This is a genomic window from Burkholderia sp. SRS-W-2-2016 (assembly GCF_001931485.1).
GTDB lineage: Bacteria > Pseudomonadota > Gammaproteobacteria > Burkholderiales > Burkholderiaceae > Paraburkholderia.
In genome coordinates this window covers 236,164-261,220 of sequence record NZ_MSDV01000026.1, presented here as the reverse complement: position 1 = coordinate 261,220, position 25,057 = coordinate 236,164, and the positions used below count along the sequence as shown (strand labels likewise).

Sequence of the window (25,057 nt, the reverse complement as noted above, 5' to 3'; positions counted from 1 at the left end):
GGCGCTCTGGCTATAATCGCTGCACGTTCAAGGGCCCATCGTTCACATGTCGAGCATCACCAGACTCTTATCCATCCTCGAGCTGTTCTCGGAAGCGAAGCCGTTGCTGTCGGTCGAAGACGTCGGCGCCGAACTGGACTGTTCGACACCGACCGCTTATCGCTACGTGCGCGAACTCGTCGATGCGGGACTGCTGGTGCGTTTCGCGGGCGGCGACTATGGTCTCGGCCCGCGCATCATCAAGCTCGACTACCACCTGCGCGTGTCGGACCCGCTGCTCGCGGTCGGCCAGCCGATCATGCGCGAGCTGTCCGAACACTCGGGCTTCGATATCGTGATGTCGCGCTGGTATGGCAACGAACTGGTGGACACGCATCGCGAGACGCACGATGCGTCGCTCGATCTGCGCTATGGCCGTGGGCGGCCGCGTCCGCTGTTTTTAGGCGCGGCGCCCAAGGCGATTCTGTCGACGTTCCCGAAGGCCAAGCTCGCGCTGCTATTCGATCAGTACGCCGATGAGATCGCGCACAGCGGGCTCGGCGCGACGCTGGACGAGTTCCGCGCGTCGCTGCTGAAGATCCGGCGCGCCGGTTTTTATCTGTCGAAAGACGAGTTGGAAGACGGCGTGTCGGCGCTCGCGTCGCCGCTGTTTACCGACGATTCGGGCGAGGCGGTCGGCTCGCTCGCGGCGATCGTGCCGACCCAGCGCCTCGAATTTGCGAATCTGGAACGGCTGGTCGAGTCGATCAAGGAAGCGGCGGCGCGGGTTTCGCAACGCACGCGCGGCCTGATCGAGAGCCGTCAGAGCGGTGAGGTTGGCGCGCCGCGTGGGGCGGCGGGTTCGAAACGGTCGGCGTGACGGCTGCATCGCAGCGTTCACGCCCAGGCTGTCAGACTTCCCAATCCATCGGTTCTCCGAACCATTGCGCGAGCGACTGCGTAATCGCCGCTTCGTCAGGAACGGCATCGCTGACCCACGCGACGAAGCCGTCCGGACGCACCAGCACCGCGCGCAAGCCGAGCCGGTCCGCGACATCGCCGGCGACATAATCGACCCGCTCGCGCCATCCGCTCGCCAGCTTCGCAAGCGATGCGCGCGAGTCGAAGTCCAGCAGCAAGCCTTTTCCGTCGCGCAACAGACTGCCGACCCGCGTTCCATCCAGCCGTTCGAAATCGGGCACGCTGCGACCGGCCAGCGGATGGCTCGCGCCGACGTCATAGCGCAGCGACATCCCCCACACGCGTCCGGCGAAATAGGTCGCGCCGTCACGGGTCGCGATCAGATCGCGGATCACCGCTTCGAGCGCGCGCGAGCTGGCGGTCGGCCGCATCAGCGCGACCTGCGCGCGCGACCAGTCGAGAACCTGCGCCGCCACCGGCTGCCGCTCGGTCTGGTAGCTGTCGAGTAGCCCGGCGGGCGCATCGCCGCGCAGCGCGGCGGCCAGCTTCCAGGCCAGGTTCAGCGCGTCGCCGAGGCCGAGATTGAGCCCTTGACCGCCCAATGGCGAATGGATGTGCGCGGCGTCGCCGGCGAGCAGCACCCGTCCGCGGCGATACTCGCTCGCCTGATACGCGCGGTCGGTCCACGTGGATGCGAGTCGAACTTGCGTGAACGTCGCGTCGATGCCGCAGACGCGGCGCAAGACCGCCTGCAGGTGCGCGAGCGTCGGCGGCTCGCGCCGGTGACAGGCGCCGCCGTCGAATTCCACCATCGAGATCGTGCCGGGCCGCGCGTACGTGTACATGCCGGTGCGGGTGTAGTGGCGGCCGGGGTGAAGCGCGTCGGGGTCGGCCAGTTCGGCTTCGACCGAATAGCCGGTGAATTCGGGCTCGGTGCCGGCGAATTCGAAACCGCCCGCTTTGCGAATCGAACTGCGGCCGCCATCGCAGCCGGCCAGCCAGCGCCCCCGAAACGTTTCTCCCGCTGCGTGAACGCTGACACCTTCGTCGGTCGCGACGAAACTATCGACACCGCAGCCGCGCCGGATCTCGGCGCCCAATGCGAGGGCCCGTTGGGCGAGCACGGTTTCGAGCGTTTCCAACGTGACCGCCATGCTGGTGCCCGCGTGACCCGGCAGCCGATACGGCCACTGCGAGGTATCGATATCGTCGTGATAGAACTGGATGCCCGCGAAGTGACCGGCGGGGCGGCGCGGCTGCTGCCGCCAATGCGCGGCGGCGGCGGTGTTGCTGGCGTCGTCGTGTGCGCGTTGCGCGGCGCTCAGTTCGTCCAGCAGGCCGCGCCGGTCAAACGCTTCGAGCGTGGGCGCGGTCAGTCCGCGCAGGCCGGACGGCAAGCGCTTGAGCGCGGAGTGAGGGTTTTTAGTTCGCTCCAGTACCAGCACCGAGCGGTGCAGCAGGCGAAGCTCGCAGGCGAGAAAGAGGCCGACGGGACCGGCCCCGGCGATGATGACGTCGTAGATATCGGCATGGCGTGTGTGCATGAATGGCTCCTGTGTCGAGGTTCGACCGGAGCGTTCCCCGAATCGAGAACCGCACGGACGAACGACTGGACGCGTGGTCGCGTCCGCTGTTCGTCGTGGGGATCTCGTGCACGAGGCCAAAGACCAGAGCTTTCGTTACCGAAAGGACTTGGGCTGACCAGACCAAGCCTGCCTTTTCCGACAGCGCTTTATATCATCGCGGCGCAAAGGCCGCAACGCGATGGCGGTACGGCTCGGCGCGTACGTCGCGCCGCGCCGCGCCGCGCGCGTTGGCCGCTCAGAATTACGCCAACTCACGCCAGGCGTTCGCCCCTTTCGGTTTGTGCACGCAGCCGGTCGTATTCGGCCTTCCCGAGCGCCACCGCATCCGCTTCGCCGAGCTGGTCCAACGGAATCCGGTAAGTCTCGCGGGCGCTCCATGCGGCCAGCGCGGCGATTACCGTGACGCCGAACGCGAGCGCGCCGACGATCAGCCAGATGTTGGCCGCTCCCGGCGGCGCGAGCGCGGTGAACAGTGCCGGCAACATCGCGGTGATCGCGGTGCCGACGTTCTGCGCGATCGACATCGCCGACACCCGCGTGCGGGTCGGGAACAGCTCCGGGAAGAAACTCGGGAACACCGCGTTGTAGCCCTGATACACGGCGCCCCACATCAACAGCGACATCAAGAACGCGAGCGGCACGTTGTGAATGCTGATCGCGTACAGATACGCGAACGCGAGCAGACCCGACAGCAGCGAGCCGACGATCAGCGGCGGCTTGCGGCCGACCCGGTCGGACAGCTTGCCGATATACGGAATCACCAGCACCGCGATGAAGTTGCCGACCACCGGAATCCACAGGTAGACGTCTTTCGCGAAGCCGATCCCGTACGCCGGCTGCACCGCGTAGGCGGCGCCGAAAATCGTCGCGACCACCGGAATCACGTTCATCAGCGCCATGCAGACCACCCGCAGCATGTTCGGCGAGCTGTCGCGGAACGCGTCGAGCACCGGCGAACGGGGCCGCTTGTCGTGCTGCGTCTGCGCGGTGAACGCGGGCGTTTCGTCGACGTTGCGGCGAATGATCCAGCCCGCGACGATCACCACGCAGCTGAGCAGGAACGGAATGCGCCAGCCCCATGCGTTGAACTGTTCGGTGGGCATGTAATGCGCGAGCGGCAGGAATACCGCGGCCGCGAGAATCTGTCCGGCCTGCACGCCTTGCAGCGTGAAACTCGAATAGAAACCGCGCCGGCCGAACGGCGCGTGTTCGAGGATCATCGAACTCGCGCCGGAGATTTCGCCGGCCACCGCGAAGCCCTGGATCAGACGCAGCACCACCAGCAGCACCGGCGCCAGCATGCCGACCTGTTCGTAGGTGGGCAGCAGGCCCACGCCCATCGTCGAAAAACCCATCAGGAACATGCACCACAGCAGCACGTTCTTGCGGCCGTGCGTGTCGCCGAGGTGGCCGAGCACGAACGCGCCGATCGGCCGCGCCACATAGCCGACGCCATAGGTCGCGAGCGACGCGACGATCGCGGTGGTCGCGTTGCCTTTCGCAAAGAAGATCTGCGGGAATACCAGTGCGGACGCGGTCGCGTAGATGAAGAAATCGTAGTACTCGAGCGCCGAGCCGATCCAGCCGCTCGCCGCCGCTTTCCTGCTCTGGTCGCCGTGCTGCGATGCCTGACTGGCGCGTGGCGCGCCTCTTGATCTCGACTCCATTTCGTCTCCGTGTATTCGCTGTTGGACTTGCGCGCGTCGCGTGGCGACGTGCCGGGGACGCATATTGACACAACTCTTTGAATTGTGGAATAGTATTCCAATTAGAACGAAGTTCAAATTATGTGGGTGCCGATCCGCTTTTCACGCTCTTTCCACCCGCTGCGGCGACGAGGAGAGGAAGATGGAAAGCGTCGCGCGGACCCCCGCCGTTGAGATTCCCCAGCGCGGCGCAGCACGCCTGCCAAGGGCTCGTTTCATAGAGACTGCAAACATGAACACAGCGAAACAGATGGATTGCGACCTGCTCGTGATCGGCTCCGGCGCGTCCGGACTGGCGGCCGCGGTGACGGCCGCGTGGCACGGGCTGAAGGTCGTGGTGGTGGAGAAGGACGCCGTGTTCGGCGGCGCCACCGCATGGTCCGGCGGCTGGATGTGGGTGCCCGGCAATCCGCTCGCGAAGCGCGCCGGGATCGATGAGGATCCCCAACAACCGCGCACGTACCTGAAGAACGAACTCGGCCGCCGCTACGACCCGGAGCGGATCGACGCCTTTCTCGACAACTGCGGGCACATGGTGTCGTTCTTCGAAGCACATACGTCGCTGCAATTCGTCGACGGCAATGCGATTCCGGACGTGCACGGCAATGTCGAAGGGGCGGGGACCCAGGGTCACCAGGTGATCGCCGCGCCGTACGACGGACGCGAGGTCGGCCCGCTGATCAAACGTCTGCGCAAAACGATGCGCGAGACCTCGTTCATGGGGATGCCGATCATGGCGGGCAAGGATTTGCTCGCATTCCTTAGCATGACCCGTTCGGTTGCGTCGTTCGCGCATGTAACCCGGCGTTTTACGCGGCATCTGCTCGACCTCGCGGTCCACGGTCGCGCGATGCAACTGGTCAACGGCGTCGCGCTGGTCGCGCGGCTCGCAAAGTCCGCGCAGGATCTCGGCGTCGTGCTGATGGAGTCGGCGCCCGCGCAACGGTTGGTGTTCGACGGCGGCGCGGTGCGTGGCGCGGTCGTGTCGACCGCCGCGGGCGAACTGACGATACGCGCCCGCAAAGGCGTGGTGCTCGCGGCCGGCGGTTTTCCCAACGACGTCGCGCGTCGCAAGGCGCTGTTTCCGCGCACGCCGACCGGCCACGAACATCTGGCGTTGCCGCCGCAAAGCTGCTCGGGCGACGGCGTGAGCCTCGGCGAATCGGCGGGCGGCGTGCTGGTCACCGATGTCGCTTCTCCGGCTGCGTGGGCGCCGGTGTCGAAGGTGATGCATGCGGATGGGACCGTGGGCCACTTTCCGCACATCATCGACCGGGGCAAGCCGGGGCTGATCGGCGTGTTGTCCAACGGTAAGCGCTTTTGCAACGAGTCCGATGGCTACTACGACTACGCGGCCGCGATGGTCGCGGCGGCGCCGCAAGGCGAAGAGGTCGCGTCGTGGCTGATCTGCGATCACCGCTTTCTGCGGCGCTACGGGCTCGGTTATGCGCGGCCGTTTCCAGTGCCGGTCGGCGCGCAGATTCGCAACGGCTATCTGAAGCGCGGGGCCACGATCGAAGCGTTGGCGCGGCAATGCGGGATTGCCGCCGATGCACTGGCGGCTACTGTCGCCGCGTATAACCAGCATGCGCGCCGTGGTGAGGATCCCGAATTTAAGCGCGGCTCGACGCCGTACAACCGCAAGAGCGGCGATCCGCTGCACGACGGGCCGAATCCGTGCGTCGCGCCGATCGAGCATGGGCCGTTCTACGCGGTCAAGGTGCAGCCGGGCAGCTTCGGCACGTTCGCCGGATTGAAGACCAACGGTCATGCGCAGGTAGTCGGCGCGGACGGTCAGGCGGTCGCCGGACTCTACGCGGTCGGCACCGATATGGCGAGCGTAATGGGCGGCTTCTATCCGTCGGGCGGCATCAATCTCGGGCCGGCGATGACCTTCGGGTATATCGCGGGCCGTCATGCGGCGAATGCGGTTGGGTATGAAGCGGAGGAGAGTAAATCGTCTGCGAGCGCGCATGCTCACTCCGAGGCAGTGACGGCCAAAAGTTCTGCGCCGGTTGCCTGATTGACGCGCGCGGTGCCCGGCTGCATTGGCCATTCGGCTACAGGTCGGGCACCGCTAAAAACAAGAGCCTCGATAAAAAACGGCTGGGACTTCTGAAGTCCCAGCCGTTTGTCTTTTTGCTTCGAAATCCTCAGGATGATTGATTCGCGTAAGCCGTCGCGCGCGAGCGTTCACCGGCCGGCGCCTGATCCAGTTTCCCGGCAACGAACTTCGCGACCCGCCAGCCGAACACGATCGCCGGACCCAGCGTCGTACCCGGACCCGGATAGGTGCCGCGAAAGATCGAAGCGAGATCGTTGCCGCACGCGAACAGGCCCGGAATCACCGCGCCGTTCGCATCGAGCACCTCGCCATTGGCTGTGCCGCTCAAGCCCGCGCTGCACGCGAGATCGGCGGGCCATACGGTGACCGCGTAATACGGCCCGTCGCCCAGCGGGCGGATGCACGGATTCGGCTTTTGCGCGGCATCGCCGTTGAAGCGGCTCATCGGACTTGCGCCACGGTTGAACGCGGGATCCTGGCCGGCGGCCGCGTCGCGGTTATAGGCCGTGACCGTGCGCGCGAGACCCGCCGCGTCGACGCCGAGCTTCGTCGCCAGTTGCTCCAGCGTGTCGCCCTTGACCAGATAACCGGAACGCTCGAACTCCGCGATCCGCGCGCGGCTGCGTCCGGGCATCAGCAGACCCAGACCGTAGTCGCGGATAAACGCGGCGTCGACGATCAGATGCGCGGGCACGCTCTGACCGTCGCCGGCGTCGCGCAGCATTCCCATCACGAAGTCGTGATACGAGTTCGACTCGTTGACGAAGCGCTCGCCACGGCTGTTGACCGCGATCAGCCCCGGCTTCGCGCGATCGAGAATGATGTGCGGCCACACATGGTCGTTGCCGTCGGGCGCGCGGCGGATCGAGCAGGGCATCCACAGGCCCGGACTGTCGCCGCCATTTTCGAGCCGCGCATCGGCCGCGAGCGCGCTGGCGATGCCGTCGCCGGTATGGGTATCGGGCGACAGCGACAACGGTTGCGCAGCCACCGGAAACAGCTGCTTGCGCAGCACCGGATGGCGCGTGAGGCCGCCGGTCGCGAGCACGACGCCGAGACGCGCGCGAATCCTCCGCCGGGTGCCGTCCGCGTTGCCGACCACCGCGCCAATCACGCGCCCTTGTTCACGGATCAGTTCGACCAGCGGCGCGTCGAAGCGCACCGGCACGTCGCGTTTGCGCAGGCTGTAGTAGAGCCGCGCGGCCAGCGCATTGCCCATTACGAGCTGCGTGCCGCGCGAATAGCTGAGGCGATCGACGAAGTAACGGCCGACCACTTCGAGCGTGCGTTTGAGGTTGCCCACCGACGCGAACGGACTCAGCAGCGCGCCCAGATCGTTGCGATTGACCATCATCCCGCCCAGTCCCATGAACTCCTTGCGCGGCGGGCGCACGCGCGCGAAGTCCTTGCCGAGCACGCGCGCATCGAATGGCAGCGGCGCAAGCGCGCGGCCGCCGAACGCGGCGCCGGGGCCGGTCACATAGTCCGGATGCGCGGCGGCCGCGACGAACTTCACGTCGCTGATCCGCTGCAATTCGTCGATCGCGAGCGGCCCGCTTTGCAGAAACGCCTCGCGCGCCGCATCGCCGCCGCGTTCGCCGACCACCGACTGCAGAAAGCGCCGCGCATCGTCGACGCTATCGGGCACGCCCGCATCGACGCTCAGTTGCGTGCCCGGCACCCACGTGGTGCCGCCCGAAGTCGACGTGATTCCGCCGACCGCCGAGGTCTTTTCGCAGATCAGCACGTTCAGGCCTTCGTGATGCGCGATCAGCGCGGCGGTCATCCCCGCCGCGCCCGCGCCGAACACGAGCAGATCGACCTCGTCGTCCCACTGCGAACCGTTAGCTGAATTCATTTGCTTGCCTCTTGCATGGTGTCATCCGATTCTTTGCGGATCATCCGGGATCCTTAATAAGTGGCGCGGCCGCCGGACAGGTCGAAGGTCGCGCCGCTCGAAAACGAACATTCGTCCGATGCGAGCCACGCGGCCAGCGCGGCGACTTCGTCGGCCGTGCCCGCGCGCTGCATCGGGATTTTGGCGAGGCTCGCGGCGAGCGCTGCCGGGGTCATCTGTTGCAGCAACGGCGTGTCGATCACCGCGGGCGCGATGCAGTTCACGCGCACCGGCGTGAGCGCCAGTTCCTTGCCCATCGATTTGGTGAACGCGATCACGCCGGCCTTCGCGGCGGAATACGCGGACATCGACGGATTGCCTTCCTTGCCCGCGATCGACGCGAGATTCACGATACGCCCAAAACCCGCGGCGAGCATCGGCGCGACGGCGGCGCGCGAGCACAGGAACACGCTGCGCAGATTGACGTCGATGCAGCGCTGCCACGCGTCGAGTTCGCTGTCGGCGACCGGCGCGATCGGGCCGGTGGTGCCCGCGCTGTTGATCAGCACGTGGCAGGCGCCGAAGCGGGCGACGGTGGTTTGCATCGCGGCGGCGACGGACTTTTCATCGGTCACGTCGACGTGCACGCCTAACGCCGCGCGCGGCGCACCGTTCGCTAGTTCCGCTAGTTCGGCGGCGGCTTCGTGCGCGGCGCGCTCATCGAGATCCCAAAGCGCGACGCGCAAACCGTCGCGTTGCAGCCGCGCCGCGATCGCGCGGCCGATCCCGCCCGCGCCGCCGGTGACGACCGCGACACGCGCCGTTGCACTGATACCTGCGCTCATGCTTCGGAGTCCAACAGGAATTCGACCATCCGGTCGCACACTTGCTGGAACATCTGCGTGCCGGTCACGGTCTTGCAGCCACGCGCGCGCGCCGCTTCGATGAACGGCGTGAGCGGCGGCTTCGTGACCACGTCGCCGACGAACGTGGAGGAGGGCAGACGCGACACGTCGACCGGCAACGGGTCGTCGGCGCGCATCCCCATCGGCGATGCATTGACGACGATGTCGAAGTGCTCGGCGGCGACATCGGCCGGCGCCAGTTCGACCGCGCCGCGTTGCAGCGCGGCCAGTCGCGTGACCAGCGACGCGGCGCGCGCGGCGTCGTTATCGCGAACCGCGAGCGAACTCACACCCGCGCTGACCAGTGCGTGCCCGATCGCCGAACCGGCGCCGCCCGCGCCGATCAGCAGCGCGCGTTTGCCTTTCGGCTCGCAACCGGCGTCCGCCAGCGCGGCGACCTGGCCGGTGCCGTCGAACATCCCGCCGTGCCAGCCGCCAGCGGATGTGCGGCGCAGCGTGTTGACCGCGCCGAGAAACTCGGCCTCGTCGGTCAGACTCGTGCAGAAGCCGGCCGCGCTGAATTTATGCGGCACCGTGACGATCACGCCATCGACGTTGCGCATCGGCGTAACGCCCGCGAAGAACGCGGCGAGATCGGCGGGCGCGACGTGCGCGGGCGCCACCAGCGCGTCGCGGCCGGCCGCGCGCATCGCGCTGGTTACGCCCTGCGGCGAGCGTACCTGCGCGATCGGATCGCCGACGATGAAATACACCCGCGTCGCACCGCTCAATCCCTGGTCGAGCGATACCGCGACGTCCGTTGCAATCGTTGAATTCATGCTGTTCTCACTTCGAGGTTGGGCGCGGCATCGTCATGCACGATGCCGAGCAATCTGGTTTGCGTCGCGGCATCCTGTGCCAGCGCGTCGGCCGTGTTTTCGTAGGCGATGCGGCCGTTGACGAGTACGTACACCCTGTCCGCGATCGGCAGCACCATGTCCGCCTGGTGCTCGACGATCACCACGCTCGCGCGCTCGCGCAGCTTGACGACCGCATCGAGCACTTCCTGCACGACCGCCGGCGCGAGGCCTTCGAACGGTTCGTCGAGCAGGATCGCTTTCGCGGGCGCCATCAACGCGCGGGCGATCGCCACCATCTGCCGCTCGCCGCCGGATAGATGTTCGGCGCGCACGTCCTTGCGATTCGCGAGGCGCGGAAACAGCGCGTACATTTCGTCGACGCTCGCGCCGCCCTTGCGCGCGGCAAGGCGCAGGTTTTCGTAGACGGTCAGGTTCGGGAACAGCCGGCGGCCTTCGGGCACCATCGCGAGGCCGAGGCGGTTGATCTCGTGCATCGGGCGCGCGGTGATGTCGTGGCCGTCGAACGTGATCGTGCCCGCGCTGATCTGCGCGACGCCGGTCGCCGCGCGTAGCGCCGTCGTTTTACCGACGCCGTTGCGGCCCAGGATCGCGATCACTTCGCCTTCGTGCAGCGTCAGATCGATGCCGTCGAGAATCGTATTGCCCGCATAGCCGGCCTTCAGATTGCGCAGTTGCAGCAGCGGCCGCGGGCTTGCAGTGCTCGCGCGCTTTTTCGCCAGCTGCTCGGCGAGCCGCGCGTCGACCGGCCGCTGACCCTTCGCATGGCCCATGTACGCTTCGATTACTTCGGGATGCGCGGCGACGTCGGCGGGCGAGCCGTCGGCGATCAGATGGCCGCGATGCAACACGCTGACGCGATCCGAGATCGACAGCACGCGGTCGATGTCGTGCTCGATCAGCAGCACCGCGTGATGATTCGCGAGTTCGCGCACGATCCGCGCGACGATCTTGCGATCGGCTTCCGCGAGACCGGCGAGCGGTTCGTCGAGCAACAGCAGACGCGCCTGGGTTGCCAAGGACAACGCGATTTCGAGCAGCCGCTGCTCGCCATGCGACAGGCTCTCGCACGAAGCCGCCGCGCGATCCACGAGACCCACCGCCGCCAGCAGCGACCACGTCTGCGCGTTCTGCTTGTCGAGCGTATGCGCGTCGCGCCACAGACCGAGCCGTTCGCGCTGCGCGGCCTGCACCGCGACGCGCACGTTTTCGAACACGGTCAGGTTGCGGAACACGCTGAGGATCTGGAACGAGCGGCTCATGCCGAGCCGCACGCGGCGGAACATCGCGAGCTTCGTCACGTCCTTGCCGTCGAAGCGGATCGTCCCCGACGATGGCGGCAGCACGCCGGTCAGCATGTTGAAGAAGGTCGTCTTGCCCGCGCCGTTCGGCCCGATGAAGCTGTGCAGCTTGTACGGGTACACGTCGAGGTCGATCTTGTCGGCGGTCACGAGCGAGCCGAACTGCTTCGACAATCCGCGCACGCTGAGCACCGGCGTATCAGGATCCATCTCGATGCGGCTCGCGCGATACGGCGCGATCACCTCGGGCCGCGCGGGAATCGTGTCGCGCACGAGCGTCCAGCGCGGCCGGCGCAGCAGCCGTTGCGCGAGACCCTGAATGCCTTCGGGCGAGAAGAACGCGAACGCGATGATGATCGGCGCGAAGATCAGCCACCAATGCTCGGTCAGACTGCTCAGTTTGTCTTCGAGCAGGATGAACGCAATCGCGCCCCACAGCGGGCCGAGAAACTGATGGACGCCGCCGAGCACGGTCATCAGCAGACTATCGCCCGCGTGCTCCCAGCTCAGATTGTTCGCATACGCGCCTTGCAGCATCAGACACAGCAGGCCGCCCGCATAACCGATCACCGCGGCCGAGATCACGAACGCGAACAGCTTCAGCCGATAGGTGTCGTAGCCGAGGCTGGCCGCGCGCTGTTCGTTGTCGCGCAGCGCCTGCAACGCGCGGCCGAACGGCGCATGCACCAGCCGCCACAAGCCGTAAGCGACCGCGATCACCGTCACGCACGCGAACACGTGAAAGCCGGTGGTGGTCGCGAAGCTCGGGCGCGGCACGTTTTGCAGGCCGTTTTCGCCGCCGGTCACGTCGGTCCATTTGAACGCGATTTCGAACGCGATCTGCGAACACGCGAGCGTCAGCAACGAGAAATAGAGGCCGCGCCGTTTCAGCACCACCGCCCCGATCAACGCGGCCATCACCGCGGTGACGACGACGCTCGCGGCCAGCGCGACGAGCTCGTTGCCGATCAATCGTTGCAGCGAAATCGCGACCAGATACGTCGAGGTGCCGAAGAATACCGACGCGCCGAACGGCACGAGGCCGGTGTACGCGACCAGCAGGTTCACGCCCATCCCGTACAGCGTGTAGATCGCGATCTGGGTCGCGCGTTCGAGCGGCGTGCCGGTCGCACCTAACGCGAGCGACACGACGATCAGGCAGATCGTCAGGAGTGCCACCGGATGCCGGGTCAAGAGTTTGAGATTCATTCGAAGCGCTCCCAGCGTTCGCCGAACAACCCGCGCGGACGCACGAGCAGAACGAGTGCCATCAATACGTACATCGCCACCGACGAGCTTTCCGGAAAGAACTGCACCGCCAGCGCGGTGACGATGCCGACCAGCAAACCGGCAACCACCGCACCGGCGAACGAGCCGAGCCCGCCGATCGTGACGATCACGAACGCCGGCATTACCGCGGCGGTGGCCATGCTCGGCGTGACGGTCAGGAGCGGCGCGGCGAGCACGCCGGCCGCGCCGGCCAGCAGCGCGCCGAGACCGAACGCACCGGTCAGCACGCGCGGCAGATTGATGCCAAGGAGTCCGACCATTTCCGGATCGCGGCTACCGGCACGCAGAATCCGGCCATACGGCGTGAACTTCATGAACCACCACAGCGCCAGCAGGATCGCGATCGTCGCGGCGAGCACGAACAGCCGGTACTTGGTGATCAGCAGCGGCCCATACACAAGGATGCCGCTGAGCGAGGCGGGCGGGCTGAACGGCAGGCCGCCTGCGCCCCACACCAGACGCATCAGCGCGGTCAGCAGCAGCGACAGCGCGAAGGTCACGATCAGGCTCAGCAACGGCTCCTTGCCGTAGAGCCTGCGGATGAACACCACTTCGATCAGCATGCCGACCAGCGCGACCAGAACCGGCGCGACGACGACCGCGGCCCAGCCGAACTGCAGCGACAGCGCGATCGCGAAGTACGCGCCGAGCGCGAACAACGCGCCGTGCGCGAAGTTGACGATACCTAGCAGCCCGCAGATGATCGACAAGCCGATCGCGAGCAACACATAAAGAAAGCCCAGCACCAGCCCGTTGGCGATCTGGGACAACACCATTTCTGCCATGCCTGTACTCCAGGTGACTGCGAGAAACTCGGGGAACGCTTAGCCGCCGCGGCGCGTGGGCGCAGCGGCGGCGTGATCGCGTCACTGCGCGTCAGTGCGTCAGCGCGCCGCCATCGTGCAGCCGATCTCCTGCTTCGAGCCGTACAGCTTGTCGAGTTCGGCCGGGTTTTGCGGCACAGCCGACACCTGATCGAGCCAGTCCCATTTGTCGGCGATGTGGTCCTTCACCTTGAACACGGTCCAGCGCCGCAGCATCTGGTGATCCCACGGCCGGAAGTACGCGGGGCCGCTGCTGTCGCCGAACTGCACGGTCTCCAGGCTCTGCACGATGTCCTGGCCCGATGTGCTCTTCGCCTGGTTGACGCCGGCGAGCAGCGCGCGGGTCGTAAACCACCCGATCCATGCCTTGTCGGCCGGCGGTTTGCCGTACTTCGCGGTGTACTTCTTGATGAACGCGATCTCTTCCGGCGAATGACCCGGCGCGCTGAAGTGCCACGGCTTGCCGTAGTAGCCGGTGGCCGCGTCCGCGCTGATCGACCACAGATCGGAGTCGCCGATGATCGGACAGGCGACCGGAATCTTGTCCTTCATGCCCATTTCCGCGTACTGCTTGAGGAAGGTCGACAGGTCGCCGCCCGGCAGACCGAGCAGCACGACATCCGGCTTCGACTGGCGGATCTTCAGGATGAACGAGCTGAAGTCGGTGGTGTTCAGCGGCGTCACATCGGCGCCGGTCATCGTGCCGCCCGACTGCTTCAGCAGCTCGGACATCGAACGCTGGATGTCCTGTCCATACGCGTAGTTCGCGACGAGGAAGTGCCACTTCTTGCCGATCGCCAGCAGCGACGGCGCGAGCGCGCGGCAGGTGACCGGCGTCGGGCTCAGCACGCGGAACGTGTACGGATTGCAGCTGCTGCCGGTCAGCTCGCGCGCAGCGGCGTTCGGCGCGATATACGGCGTCTTCGTGCGATTCGCGACCGACGACATCGCCAGCGACGTGCCGCTGTTGGTGCCGCCGATCACCGCGATCACCTTGTCCTGCTCGACCAGCTTCTGCATGTTCTGCTGCGCCGACTGCGGATTCGGTTCGTCGTACCAGACCAGCTCGAGGCGGCGGCCGCGCGCCTGGTTGTTCGCGTCGTCGAGCGCGAGCTTTACGCCGTTGGCGATCACTTCACCCTGTTCGGTCCACACGCCCTGTTTGGCCATCAGCAGGCCGAGTTTGAGCGGCTGCTCGCCTTGCGCGCGCACGATCGCCGGCGCGGCCAGCACCGCCGCGCCGCTCGCGAGCGTCTTGCCCGCGGTGGCGAGCCACGCGCGGCGCGTGATGCCGCCGCCGGTGGTTGCGCCGGGCGCGGTGTCGTGGGTGGTGTCGTGGATGGTTTCGGTTTGCTTGGGTTGGTCTTTCATCTGTCTGTCTCCGCGCCGGTCGGCAGGTGAATTCGAAAAACTTCGTGAACTCGTGTCTTAATTGGAATAGCATTCAACAATTAAAACTGGTTTCGGAGTATCCGGGTATTCACCTGGAATGAATCGAAACGATGTGTTCAACGAAGCAATTGATCCCAAGGAGAAGAGTTGATGGCACGCAGACGTTTGGCTGTAATCGGCGCGGGCGCGATCGGGCGCATGCATGTGGAGCGGGCGCGGCTGCATCCGCAGGTGGAGGTGGTCGCGATCGCGGACCCGTCGCCGGCGGCGCAGGAATTCGCGCGCGCCGAAGGGCTGCGCTGGTTCGCCGACTATCAGGCGCTGCTCGATGAAGTGCGCCCGGAAGGCGCGATCGTCGCGACGCCGAATGCGACGCACGTCGACGTGGGGCTCGCGTGCATCGCGCGCGGCGTGCCGGCGCTGATCGAGAAGCCGGTGACTGACGACATCGACGAAGCGCGACGCCTGAGCCGCGCCGCGCGGGAAGCGGGCGTGCCGCTGCTGGTCGGCCATCACCGGCGCCATAACCCGATCCTGCGGCGCGCGCGAGAGATCGTGCAGTCGGGGCGGCTCGGCACGCCGGTCGCGGCCAACGCGCTGGCGACGTTCTACAAGCCCGACGCGTATTTCGACGTCGAATGGCGCCGTCGCGCGGGCGGCGGACCGGTGCTGATCAACCTGATTCACGACATCGACATCATGCGGTTTCTGCTCGGCGAGATCGTCGAGGTGCAGGCGCTGAGTTCGAATGCGGTGCGCGGCTTCGAGGTGGAAGACACCGCCGCCGTGGTGTTGCGCTTCGCCAACGGTGCGCTCGGCACGCTGGCCGTATCCGACTGTGCGGCGTCGCCTTGGAACTGGGATCTGGCGGCGGGAGAAGCCGCGCACTATCCGCGTCAGCAGGTGAACACGCATTACCTGATCGGCACCGATGCGTCGCTGACGCTGCCGCAACTGGACGTGTGGGAGTACCGCGCGAACAAGGGCTGGCATGAGCCGCTGACCGTCGAGCGCAGCACGCCGCACGCGGCCGATCCGTATCACGAGCAGTTGCGCCACTTCGCGGCGGTGATCGCGCGTGAGGAAACGCCGCTGTGTTCGGTCGACGACGCCGCGCGCACGCTCGCCGCGACGCTCGCGGTCAAGCGCGCGGCGGCGGCGCGCGAGCCGGTCGCGCCCGCGCCGGTGGACGGCGCGGGGGGCTGAGCGGGCGCGGCGCTTATACCGCTATTGCGCGGCTATTGCACGGCGGCGGTGGCGTTGCGATAGAACGCCACCGTCTGCCGCAGTCCTTCTTCGAGCGAAGTCCGCGGCAGACCGGGCAGCAGTCGCGCCAGTTCGGGATCGTGCGGAAAGGCGGTCGCGATCGGCAGCGGCGCGCCGCTCGCGTCGATGCGCGAACCCGGCACGAGCGTCGCGAGCGTGTCGATTACTTCGGTTACCGAAGCGATCTGGCCGGCGAGCGTGAACGCGTGCGCGCCTTCGATGTCGCGCAGCAACGCGGCTTCATACGCGGCGGCGACGTCGTCGGCGAACACGAAGCCGGTCGAGCCGCTGAACGGCATCGTGTAGCGCTCGTTGCGCGCGGCCGCGCGGCACGCGAGGCTCGGCCCCGCGCTCGAACCGGTTTCGCGGCCCGCGCCGTACACGACCAGCGGCCGGAAGCCGACGCTGGCGATCCCGTGGTCGTTCCAGTACGCGCGCGCCGAGCCTTCGCACGCGAGCTTGAACGCGCCGTAGTGGGTTTGCGGAAACGGCGTCGCGCCATCGGCGGGGCCGAACACGCCGGCGCTGCTCGCGTACAGCACGCGCGGCAGACCGGCCGCGCGGGCCGCATCGAACACGTTCAGCGTGCCGAGCAGATTGATCTGCGCACCGCGCACCGGATTGGCCGCGCAATCGGGCGTCAGGATGCCGGCCAGGTGAATCACCGCGTCGCAGCCTTGTAGCGCGTTCGCCACGTCGACGGCCTGCGCGATGTCGCCGCTGCGCCACTGAACCGTCGCCGCGCGCTCGGGCGCAAGCGCGGCCAGCAGTTGCGGCTTCGCGTGCAGATCGAACGCGACGCAATCGATGCCGCGCGCGAGCAGCCGCCGCATGATCCACGCACCCAGAAAACCGCTGCCGCCCGTTACCAGTACTCGCATGTCACTCCTCCTTGTCGTCATAAAGTCTTTGCAAGATGCCCTATTGTGGAATAGTATTCAACAAAATAAATTCATTCCATAACAACTGCGATACCTTGGAAGAACACGGTGGAGATGAGTGAAGCGATTCTCGAATGCGATGTGCTGGTGCTGGGTTCAGGCGCCGGCGGACTGGCCGCGGCGGTGACCGCGGCCGCGCAAGGCTTGCGCGTGTTCGTCGCGGAGAAAGAAGCGGTGTTCGGCGGCACGAGCGCGTGGTCGGGCGGCTGGATGTGGATTCCGCGCAACCCGCTGGCGACGCGCGCCGGTATCCGTGAGGACATCGAAGCGCCGCGCACGTACCTGCAAAGCGAGCTTGGAGCGCAGTTCGATGAGAGCAAGGCGGATGCACTGCTCGAACACGGTCCGCGGATGATCGAGTTCTTCGAGCGCAACACTGCCATGCGTTTCATCGATGGCAACCGGATTCCCGATTTTCATACGTCGCCCGGCGCGGCGACCGGCGGCCGCTCGGTCTGCGCGATGCCGTTCGATGGCCGCGAACTCGGCCCGCTGATCGACAAATTGCGCGAGCCGTTGTCGATCACCACGCTTAAGGGCCTCGCGCTGGCCTCGGGCCCGGACCTCGCGCATTTCTTTCGCGCGACCCGCGCGCCGAAGTCCGCGCTTTACGTGACGCGCCGGCTCGCGGTGTTCGCATGGCAGAAACTGCGCTACGGACGTTCGATGCAACTGGTGAACGGCAACGCGCTGGTCGCGCGGCTGTTGAAGTCCGCATTGGATCGGCAGGTCGATTTGCGCACCAACGCGAAGGCGCTGGAACTGCTGCGCGAGCATGGCCGCGTGAGTGGCGCGCGAGTCGAAATCGACGGCATTGTGCATCAGGTGCGCGCGGCGCGCGGTGTCGTGCTCGCGTGCGGCGGCTTTCCGCATGACGTCGAGCGGCGCGCCCGCACCTTCGCATACACGCCGTCCGGCCGCGAACATTGGTCCGCCGCGCCGCGTTCGAATACCGGCGACGGCATCCGCCTCGGCGAAGCGGCCGGCGGTCGCTTCGATGCGACGCTGAAGGCACCGGCCGCGTGGGCGCCGGTGTCGCTGGTGCCGCAGCGCGGCGGCGCGGTTGCGTTTCCGCATCTGATCGAGCGCGGCAAGCCCGGCGTGATTGCGGTGACGCGCGCGGGGCAGCGCTTCGTCAACGAAGCATCGTCTTACTACGACTTCATGTCCGCGCTGTTCGGCGTGACGCGCGCGGGCGAAGAAGTCTGTGCGTGGCTGATCTGCGATCACGATTTTCAGCGCCGCTACGGGCTCGGTTTTTCGAAGCCGTTTCCGTTTCCGGTGTCCGCCTATGTGCGCTCCGGCTACCTGAAAAAAGGCGCGACGCTCGCCGAACTCGCGGCCGCGTGCGGGATCGACGCGGCGGGTCTGACGGACACGGTATCCGCGTACAACCGGCACGCGCAACACGGGCTCGACCCGCAGTTTCACCGCGGCTCGACACCGTATAACCGCGTGCAGGGCGACGCGTCTCACCAGCCGAACCCATGCGTCGCACCGCTCGAAAAGGGCCCTTTTTACGCGGTCAAACTGTTGCCGGGCAGTCTCGGCACATTCGCGGGACTGGCCACCGACGCACACGCCCGCGTGCTCGACGATAACAACCAACCTATCGCCGGCCTCTACGCGGTCGGCAACGACAGCGCCAGCATGATGGGCGGCTGCTACCCGAGCGGCGGCATCACACTCGGCCCCGCGATGACCTTCGGCTATCTCGCGGGACTTTCTCTGGCCGGCGCCGCGCCCGATGCGCGTGACGTATCGCGCGCCGCTGCTTCCATTCACATCGAGGGACAATGCAATGACACTGTATGACACGGTCACACTGACGGTGAAGATCGGCGCGAATGCGCAGGTATTCGAGCGTATCAAGACGAGCGACGCGCAACCCGGCACGACGCTGCTCGGCTGCTGGTATTCGGATATCGGCGCGCTCGGCAAGGTGATGGTGCTGCGCGGCTTCGAATCGGAAGCGGCGCTCGTGAACGAGCGCAAGCGCCTGCTGCTCGAAGGCAATCCGTTCGGCTGCGGCGAGTTGATCGATGACGTGAAGGTCGAAAGCTACGCGCTGTTTCCGTTCCTGCCGCCGATCGAACCGGCCGTGCATGGCGGGATCTATGAAATGCGCGTGTACGGCACCAAACTCGCGAGCCTTCAGCATACGATCGATGCATGGGAAAAGGCGGTGCCGGAGCGCACGCAGCGCTCGCCGCTGGTCGGCGCGATGTATTCGCTCGACGGCACCGTGCCGCGCTTTCTGAATATCTGGCCGTATGCGAGTGTCGACGAACGTTCGCGGATTCGCGCGGAAGCGGTGAAGGACGGCATCTGGCCGCCGAAGGGCGGACCCGCGCATCTGACCACGATGGAATCGACGATCTACGTGCCCGCGCCGTTCTCGCCGCTGCGCTGAGCGAGCCCGGATGCAATACGAAACGAACCGCTACCAGGAGAGATCATGAATCAGACCAATGCGCGCGCGCTGTCGTTGTCGGCGCTGACCGTACTCGAACTGTCGCCGCCGCAGATGGTGCGGTGCGCGGTCGACGCGGGCTACGACTACGTCGGCCTGCGCCTGCTGCCCGCGACCGATCACGAAGTGCGCCATGAAATCGTCGGCGATACCGCGCTGAAGCGCGAAACGCTCGCGGTGCTGAAAGACACCGGGATGCGCGTGCTCGACGCGGAGATCCTGCGTTTGAAGCCGGATACCGACGTGAACGCGTACAAGCCGATGCTCGAAACCGCCGCCGAACTCGGCGCGCGCTACATCCTGGTTGCCGGTAACGATCCCGATGCGGCGCGTACCGTCGACCGGCTCGGTCAGCTGTGCGATCTGGCCGCGCCGCTCGGGCTGACGCCGTCGCTCGAACCGATGCCGTGGACCGACGTGAAGAACATCACCGAAGGCGCGCGCATCGTGAAGGCGAGCGGCAAGCAGAACACCGGGCTGATCATTGATCCGATTCACTTCGACCGCGCCGGCTCGTCGCTCGACGAACTGCGCGCGCTGCCGCGCGAGTACTTCGGCTATGTGCAGTTCTGCGACGCGCCGGCCGAGCGTCCGAGCGATCTCGACACGCTGCTGTACCAGGCGCGCTGCGCGCGGATGACGCCGGGCGAAGGCGGCCTCGATCTGGTCGGCATCCTGCGCGCGCTGCCGGATCATCTGCCGGTCAGCGTCGAAGTGCCGAACGAGGAGTGGGCGAAAACCGCGAGCGCGGTGCAGCGCGCGCGCCGTCTGCGCGAAGCGACGCTGGCGGTGCTCGAACAGGCCCGCGTCACCGCTTGAGCGCGCCGCTTTAGAGGGGGCCCTCCGACGGCCGCCCGCGCAGACGATTTCGCTTGAATTCCACACTGGAATCATGTTCTCATTTGCGTCTCGACTGTTTTGAATGAGATTAAAGCTATGGCAGGCAATCTGGAGCGGGCGCTGGCGGTACTCGAACTGTTGGCGAAAAATGGCGGCCGCATGCAGCTTGCGGAGATCGCGGACACGCTGAACATTCCGCGCAGCGGCACGCATCGTCTGCTGGCGATGCTGATCGACGAAGGCTTCGTGCGCCAGGACGAGGATCACGGCGAGTACATGCTGGCGCTGAAGCTGGTGTCGCTCGGGCTGATCTATCTGTCGACCAGCGGCGTGTCCGATATTTCGCAGCCGGTGCTCGACCGGCTGGCGGAGTCGTCGGGCGAGCTGGCGCGGCTCGGCGTGGTCGAGGGCGATCATTTGACCTTCGTCGGCAAGGCGCAGGGCGCGAAGTCGGGGCTGCGCTACGACCCGGACATGGGCAGCCAGCCGCCGCTGCATTGCACCGCGAGCGGCCAGGCGTGGCTGTCCACACTGCCGGACGAACGGGCGATCGAACTGGTGTCGAAGCAGGGCGGGCTCGCGCCGAAATCGGTGAGCGCGCCGCGCGCGCCGAAAACCATCCAGCAGTTCATGAAGGATTTAAGCGGCGCGCGCGAACGCGGCTATGGGATGGCGATCGAGACCTACGAAGCGGGGATGACGTCGATCGCGGCGCCGGTGAGGAATCCGGTGACCGGCGACGTGGTCGGGATCGTCAGTCTGGCGGGGCCGACCAGCCGGTTGCCGGAAGCGCGGCTGAAGGAGTTGGCGCCGTCGCTGCTGAGCGCGGCGGCGGATATGGGGGCCGCGACGCTGAGTTCGCCGTTGTTCAAGCGGTCGTCTGAGGCGGTGGGGGTGGCGACTGCGGAGGAGGCGGTGACTGCTTCGGCGTCCACGGCGCCGGCGAAGCGGCGCACTCGTTCGTCGGTTCGAGTCTGACGGGACGCTGGACGCTCTCGGCGGCCGGTGCGGTCGCCGAGAGTTGTTGCGGGATCCTTGGGTTTTGGTGGAAAGCGGGCCGCCGCGTGCGCGTGACGGCCCGCTTTCCATTTGCGCTTCAGACGCTCGCGCGGTTCTCACGTTCATGCGCGAATCGCACTGCAGCCGCCGCTCAAAAACGTTCGATCATCCCGAACTGCACCCCTCGCACCGACGCGCCCGGCCAAGAAGGCGTCAGCCCCGTAACGTTGACGCCCTTGAGAGTGAACGTCGCCGCGCCGCGATTGTGCAGCCATCCCGCGCTCGCATAGAGCAGCAGACTTTTCGACAGATCGTATTCGCACGCGGCGCTGTACTGGTCGGCGTCGTTGTCGCCGCCCGAGCGGTCGCGCAGATACGTGTATCCGAGCGACACGCGCAACGCGCGATTGACCGCATAGCGTGCCGAAACCGATACGCCGTCGTTGTGATAGCGCGGCGTGCCGCCATCGCCATTGAAATACGACAGAAAGCCGGTCAGCGGGCCGAATGCGTACGACACGCCGCCGAGATTCGCGCGCAACGCGCCGCTGCCGTGCGTCTGTTGATGCGCGTACGACACGCGCAGCGGTCCGTCGTGCCACGCGAAGGTTTCGACGTGACCGGCGAGGCCGTTGCCGTCGCCGTCGCTCGCATCGCGCAGCGAGGTCATCACCGTGGTCGAGAAGCCGTGTATCTCCGGCGACAGGTAGCTCACCGCGTTGCTGAAATACGGCGTGATCTTCGACAGATTGTCGAGACCCGACGCGAGCGTGCCCGCGCCGAACGCATCGAGCTGGCCTTTGAACGGAATGTAGATCGGCGAGTACTGGCGGCCCATGCGCAACGTGCCGTAGCGCGAGCCCACGCCGATCCACGCCTGGCGGTTGAACATCGTGTTCGCGACCGCGAAGCCGCCGTCCGTCGAATTGAAACCGTTCTCGAGATCGAACAGGATTTTCACGCCGTTGCCGATATCCTCGGCGCCGCGCACGCCGAAGCGCGAGCCGCGATACGCGCCCGAGTCCATCCGCACGACAGCACCGGCGCCGGGGTTGGTGATTTCGACGCTGGTGTCGATCGCGCCGTATAGCGTGACGCTGCTTTGTGCGTGGGCGGTGGGCGTGTGAATCGCGAGCAGCGCGGCGATGACGGCGAAGCCTGGCCGCGCGAGGTGGCGCGATTTGATGAGCGGTTGGGCTGCCCGAAACGAGTGATTCATGCTGAAGCGATGGGTGTCGAACTTACGGCCTGCGATGGCTTTGCACGGAGTCGTGCCGCGAGCAAGCAGATGAGGAAGCGGGGACGAGGCGAAGTGGAATTGAGGTGCGTCGAATGCATCGCACTTAAACAAAAGCCGGCGGCTCGCGCCACCGGCTTCGTTTCGTGCTGCGGGGGAACGCGGCGGTTAATGCTTAATGCCGCATCCGCTCCAATACCCGCTTATTTGCTATCGGGCAACGCAAACGCGATCACATAGTCGCCGCGATCCGGCGATTGCCGCGCACCGCCGGCCGAGATCACGATGTACTGCTTGCCGTCGACCACATAGCTGATCGGCGTGCCCTGGCTGCCGACCGGCAGACGGGCCTTCCACACTTCCTTGCCGGTCGCGCTGTCGAACGCGCGCAGGTAGTAGTCCTGCGTGGCCGCGAAGAACACGAGACCGCCGCCGGTCGCGAGCGAGCCGCCGATGGTCGGCATCCCGACCGGAGTCGGCAGCGACATCTTCACGCCATGCAGACGACTATCGCGCACCGTGCCGAGCGGCACTTGCCACGCGATGCTGCGGGTCTTCAGATCGATTGCCGTCAGCGAGCCGAACGGCGGCTTCTGGCACGGAATACCGATCGGCGAGAAGAAGCGATCCTTGGTCACCGAATACGGCGTGCCGCCGAGCGGCACCGCGCCCATCCCCGCATTGACCGCTTCATTGCCGTCCGAGCTGCCGCCGCGCTGCGCTTCCTTCACGAGATGCACCCACAGACCCAGGCGCATGTCGTTCGAGAACACCATCCCCGAGTTCGGATCGTAGGACAGCCCGCCCCAGTTCATCCCGCCCAGCGAGCCGGGGAAGCTGAGCGAACGGTCGGTATCGGGCGCGGTGAACAGACCGTCGTAGCGCATCCCGCGGAAGACCACCCGGCACATCAGCTGATCCATCGCCGTCATGCCCCACATGTCCGATTCCTTCAGCACGTCGGCGCCGATTTGCGGCATGCCGACCGACAGCGGCTGCGTCTTCGCATACGGCTCGTTCGGAATCGTCGCGGTCTTGACCGGATGTTCGATCACGTCGGTGAGCGGCTTGCCGGTCAGACGGTCGAGCACGAACAGCTGACCCATCTTGGTGCCGACGATCAGCGCCGGAACCCGCTTGTCGCCGACCGGGAAGTCGACGAGGGTCGGTTGCATCGGTACGTCGTAGTCCCAAAGATCGTGATGCACGGTCTGGAAGTGCCACTTCTCCGCGCCGGTCGTCGCGTCGAGCGCGAGGATCGATGCGCCGTACGATTCGTCGAGCGCGGTGCGTTTCACGCCCCACAGGTCGATCGCCGCATTGCCGACCGGCATGAACACGATGTTCGAGCTCGGATCGTACGACATCGGCGCCCATACGTTCGGCGTCGAGCGCGTGAAGGTGTTGCCGGTGGCCGGTGCATGGCGGTCCGCCGGATTGCCCGGATCGAACGCCCACTTCATCCGGCCGCTGATCACGTCGAAGCCGCGGACCACGCCGCCGGGCATGTCGAGCGACACGTTATCGGCGACCCGTCCGCCGACCACGACCGTGGTGCCGGCGACGGTCGGCGCCGAGGTCATCTGATACAGCGGGCTCGTCGCCTTGCCGAGACCGTCCTTCAGATCGATCACGCCGTCCTTGCCGAAATCGGCGCACAGCTTGCCGGTATCGGCGTCGAGTGCGACCAGCTTCGCATCGATCGTGTTCATGAAGATGCGCCGGCGGCAGATCGCCGGATCGGCCGGCGTGTCGGCCGCGGCGACCGGCGTCGAACCGGTGGCCGTCGGTTGCACGAGCGGCTTCGCGGTATCGAAATACGCGAGACCACGGCAGCGCACCCAGACGGTCGTTTTGGTCGGGAATTCGTGGCGCCATTTTTCGGCGCCGCTGGCGGCGTCGACGGCGATCACCGTGTTGTGCGGCGTGCACAGGAACAGCGTCTGGCCGACCTGCAAAGGCGTGAGCTGATCTTCCGAGCCGCCGCCGTCCGGGCTGAGCGGCACGTCGCCGGTGTGGAAGGTCCACGCGACCTGCAGGTTCTTCACGTTGTCGCGAGTGATCTGCGTCGCGCCCGCAAAGCGGTCGCCGCCGGCCGAGTGGCCGTACGCGGTCCAGTCGTTGGAGCCGGCATTATTCGCGTTGCTGCTCGCGACCGGCGGCACGCCTTCGGTGCCGAACTGGCCGTGAGGAATGAACATGCCCCAGACGAACGCGACGTTACAGGCCAGCAGCACGAGGCCGAAGCCCCAGGCCGCCGCCTTCGCCGGCGTCTTGCCTTCGCCGCCGCGCAGCAGCGGAAAGAGCGGCGTCATCACCAGGCCGATCACGGTGAACATGAAGAGTCGCGCGGTCAGCGGCCAGAACTCGAAGCCGGCTTCCCAGAACGACCACAGCGCGGTGGCAAGCAGGAAAATCGTGTAGATCACGTACGCGCTGGAGCGGCGGCGCGCGAGTTGAATGCCTGCGAGCAGCAGCGCGAGGCCGGCGGGCAGGTAATACCAACTGCCGCCGCGCGCGATCAGCATGCCGCCGCCGATCGCGAAGAACAGGCCCAGCAGCACGAGCACGAGTCCGGCGAGCAGCAGCCCGATACGGGCGCCGGTGGACGCCCTTTCAACTGTTGTTTGTTTTGACATTGTTTCCTCATTCCCGTGCACGGAGGAGTTCGATGCAC

18 protein-coding genes are annotated in these 25,057 nt (G+C 66.4%); 7 read left to right on the top strand and 11 right to left on the bottom strand.

Annotation, left to right across the window (positions count from 1 at the left end; translation table 11 throughout):
- Window positions 1-46: 46 nt before the first annotated feature.
- Window positions 47-859 carry an IclR family transcriptional regulator gene (locus tag BTH42_RS13785; RefSeq protein WP_075300126.1) on the top strand — a complete coding sequence of 271 codons (813 nt, stop codon included), beginning with the start codon at window positions 47-49 and terminating at the stop codon, window positions 857-859.
- A gap of 31 nt (window positions 860-890) precedes the next feature.
- On the opposite strand, the gene BTH42_RS13780 is transcribed toward BTH42_RS13785, so the two are convergent.
- Both BTH42_RS13780 and BTH42_RS13775 read right to left on the bottom strand, forming a co-directional pair.
- Complete coding sequence (locus BTH42_RS13780; protein WP_075300124.1) at window positions 891-2,444, bottom strand: FAD-dependent monooxygenase; 1,554 nt, start codon at window positions 2,442-2,444, stop codon at window positions 891-893.
- A gap of 293 nt (window positions 2,445-2,737) precedes the next feature.
- Complete coding sequence (locus BTH42_RS13775; RefSeq protein ID WP_075300122.1) at window positions 2,738-4,153, bottom strand: MFS transporter; 1,416 nt, start codon at window positions 4,151-4,153, stop codon at window positions 2,738-2,740.
- A 271-nt stretch (window positions 4,154-4,424) separates the two neighbouring features.
- On the opposite strand from BTH42_RS13775, the gene BTH42_RS13770 reads away from it, so the two are divergent.
- Entirely contained in the window at window positions 4,425-6,215 is a 1,791-nt protein-coding gene (locus BTH42_RS13770; protein WP_075300120.1) for an FAD-dependent oxidoreductase, read from the top strand.
- 130 nt (window positions 6,216-6,345) lie between these two features.
- Here the strand turns inward: BTH42_RS13770 and BTH42_RS13765 are convergent, their stop codons facing one another.
- The 6 genes from BTH42_RS13765 to BTH42_RS13740 form a co-directional block, all read right to left on the bottom strand.
- Complete coding sequence (locus BTH42_RS13765) at window positions 6,346-8,115, bottom strand: FAD-binding protein (protein ID WP_075300118.1); 1,770 nt, start codon at window positions 8,113-8,115, stop codon at window positions 6,346-6,348.
- Window positions 8,116-8,168: 53 nt separating this feature from the next.
- Window positions 8,169-8,927 (bottom strand): SDR family NAD(P)-dependent oxidoreductase, encoded by a 759-nt coding sequence (locus BTH42_RS13760; protein WP_083654797.1) that lies wholly within the window; start codon window positions 8,925-8,927, stop codon window positions 8,169-8,171.
- 8 nt (window positions 8,928-8,935) lie between these two features.
- The gene (locus BTH42_RS13755) at window positions 8,936-9,778 is read right to left on the bottom strand and encodes a shikimate dehydrogenase (RefSeq protein ID WP_075300114.1); all 843 of its coding nucleotides are present in this window, start codon (window positions 9,776-9,778) and stop codon (window positions 8,936-8,938) included.
- The gene (locus BTH42_RS13750) at window positions 9,775-12,327 is read right to left on the bottom strand and encodes a branched-chain amino acid ABC transporter ATP-binding protein/permease (RefSeq protein WP_075300112.1); all 2,553 of its coding nucleotides are present in this window, start codon (window positions 12,325-12,327) and stop codon (window positions 9,775-9,777) included. The genes BTH42_RS13755 and BTH42_RS13750 overlap by 4 nt, the downstream gene beginning before the upstream one ends.
- Entirely contained in the window at window positions 12,324-13,193 is an 870-nt protein-coding gene (locus BTH42_RS13745) for a branched-chain amino acid ABC transporter permease (RefSeq protein ID WP_075300110.1), read from the bottom strand. The genes BTH42_RS13750 and BTH42_RS13745 overlap by 4 nt, the downstream gene beginning before the upstream one ends.
- A gap of 99 nt (window positions 13,194-13,292) precedes the next feature.
- Window positions 13,293-14,603 (bottom strand): ABC transporter substrate-binding protein, encoded by a 1,311-nt coding sequence (locus BTH42_RS13740; protein ID WP_075300108.1) that lies wholly within the window; start codon window positions 14,601-14,603, stop codon window positions 13,293-13,295.
- A 171-nt stretch (window positions 14,604-14,774) separates the two neighbouring features.
- Here BTH42_RS13740 and BTH42_RS13735 point away from each other — a divergent pair, with 171 nt between their 5' ends.
- The gene (locus tag BTH42_RS13735; protein ID WP_075300106.1) at window positions 14,775-15,830 is read left to right on the top strand and encodes a Gfo/Idh/MocA family protein; all 1,056 of its coding nucleotides are present in this window, start codon (window positions 14,775-14,777) and stop codon (window positions 15,828-15,830) included.
- Between the two features lie 32 nt (window positions 15,831-15,862).
- Here BTH42_RS13735 and BTH42_RS13730 read toward each other — a convergent pair whose 3' ends face one another.
- Window positions 15,863-16,771 carry an NAD(P)-dependent oxidoreductase gene (locus BTH42_RS13730; protein WP_075300104.1) on the bottom strand — a complete coding sequence of 303 codons (909 nt, stop codon included), beginning with the start codon at window positions 16,769-16,771 and terminating at the stop codon, window positions 15,863-15,865.
- Window positions 16,772-16,885: 114 nt separating this feature from the next.
- Here BTH42_RS13730 and BTH42_RS13725 point away from each other — a divergent pair, with 114 nt between their 5' ends.
- The 4 genes from BTH42_RS13725 to BTH42_RS13710 all read left to right on the top strand — a co-directional run bounded on the left by BTH42_RS13725 (window position 16,886) and on the right by BTH42_RS13710 (window position 21,122).
- Window positions 16,886-18,646, top strand: coding sequence for an FAD-dependent oxidoreductase (locus tag BTH42_RS13725; protein ID WP_075300102.1), 1,761 nt, complete (start codon window positions 16,886-16,888; stop codon window positions 18,644-18,646).
- The gene (locus BTH42_RS13720) at window positions 18,633-19,244 is read left to right on the top strand and encodes an NIPSNAP family protein (RefSeq protein ID WP_075300100.1); all 612 of its coding nucleotides are present in this window, start codon (window positions 18,633-18,635) and stop codon (window positions 19,242-19,244) included. Before BTH42_RS13725 ends, BTH42_RS13720 begins: the two co-directional genes overlap by 14 nt.
- Window positions 19,245-19,289: 45 nt before the next feature.
- A complete protein-coding gene (locus BTH42_RS13715) occupies window positions 19,290-20,123 on the top strand; it encodes a sugar phosphate isomerase/epimerase (RefSeq protein ID WP_075300098.1) in 834 nt (277 codons plus the stop codon).
- Window positions 20,124-20,240: 117 nt separating this feature from the next.
- On the top strand, window positions 20,241-21,122 hold the full coding sequence (locus BTH42_RS13710; RefSeq protein WP_075300096.1) for an IclR family transcriptional regulator: 882 nt from the start codon (window positions 20,241-20,243) through the stop codon (window positions 21,120-21,122).
- A 172-nt stretch (window positions 21,123-21,294) separates the two neighbouring features.
- Here the strand turns inward: BTH42_RS13710 and BTH42_RS13705 are convergent, their stop codons facing one another.
- Window positions 21,295-22,362 carry a porin gene (locus BTH42_RS13705; protein WP_083654790.1) on the bottom strand — a complete coding sequence of 356 codons (1,068 nt, stop codon included), beginning with the start codon at window positions 22,360-22,362 and terminating at the stop codon, window positions 21,295-21,297.
- 221 nt (window positions 22,363-22,583) lie between these two features.
- A complete protein-coding gene (locus BTH42_RS13700; protein ID WP_075300094.1) occupies window positions 22,584-25,019 on the bottom strand; it encodes a membrane-bound PQQ-dependent dehydrogenase, glucose/quinate/shikimate family in 2,436 nt (811 codons plus the stop codon).
- Between the last annotated feature and the right edge of the window lie 38 nt (window positions 25,020-25,057).